1 pseudogene is annotated in these 1,114 nt (G+C 39.1%); it reads right to left on the minus strand.

Features of this window, described 5'->3' with window-relative positions:
- Window positions 1–1,114 (minus strand): annotated as a pseudogene (locus ACFS5M_RS12560) (hypothetical protein); the annotation flags it as partial.

Genomic DNA, 1,114 nt, shown 5'->3' on the forward strand with positions numbered 1-1,114 from the left:
GCCAGGACAAACTGTTAAGGCATCAATATTATCTTGATTCCAAGCATCAGCAATAGATTCGTTATCAGCACCATTACACTCTAAAGTTTCATCAATAACCTCAGTACAAACAGTTAAGTCAGGAGGAGTAGAATCTTCAAGAGTAAGAGTAGCCGTCAGTGTTGATTCATTATCACAATCATCAGACACTGTATATGTTACAGTAATAGTACCACCAGCACCACAAGTAGCGCTTAAGTTGGTGAATGCATAATCAGAAACTACAGTAAATGTAGCATCAGTATCACAAGCATCAGTACCACAAGTTTCAAGGGCAGCGATATTATCAGCGTTCCATGCATCAGCTATAGCCTCATTATCGGTACCATTACACTCAATAGTTTCATCCACTACAGTACAAGCCGATAGGTCAGGACCAGTAGAGTCTTCAAGAGTAAGAGTAGCCGTAAGAGTTGATGAGTTATCACAATCATCAGTTGCTGTATAAATTACCGTAATAGTACCACCAGCACCACAAGTAGTGCTTAAGTTAGTGAATGCATAATCAGAAGTGATTGTTACATTGATATCATCCGCACAAGCTACAAGCTCATCAATATTAGCTTGGTTCCAAGCATCAGCGATAGCCTCATTATCGGTACCATTACACTCAATAGTTTCATCCACTACAGTACAGTTAGAAAGGTCAGGACCAGTAGCATCTCCAAAACTAAGTGTAGCACTTAAAGTAGATTCGTTGCCACAATCATCAGACACTGTATAAGTTACAGTAATGTTACCACAAGGACCACATACTGTATTTAAGTTATTATAATCATAATCAGAGACTACAGTAAATACCGCATTGGCATCACATGCGTCTATTGGACATGTTTCAAGGGTAGCAATGTTAGCTGCATTCCAAGCATCAGCGATAGATTCGTTATCAGTAGCAGTACATTCAACTTCAAGATCGGTTACATTACAAGCCGATAGGTCAGGACCAGTAGAATCTTCTAAAGTTAATGTAGCTGTCAGTGTTGATTCATTATTACAATCGTCAGACACTGTATATGTAACCGTAATAGTACCACCAGCACCACAAGTAGCGCTTAAGTTAGTGAATGCATAATCA

The organism is Lacinutrix iliipiscaria, assembly GCF_042686125.1.
In the GTDB taxonomy this organism is placed as follows: Bacteria; Bacteroidota; Bacteroidia; order Flavobacteriales; family Flavobacteriaceae; genus Oceanihabitans; species Oceanihabitans iliipiscarium.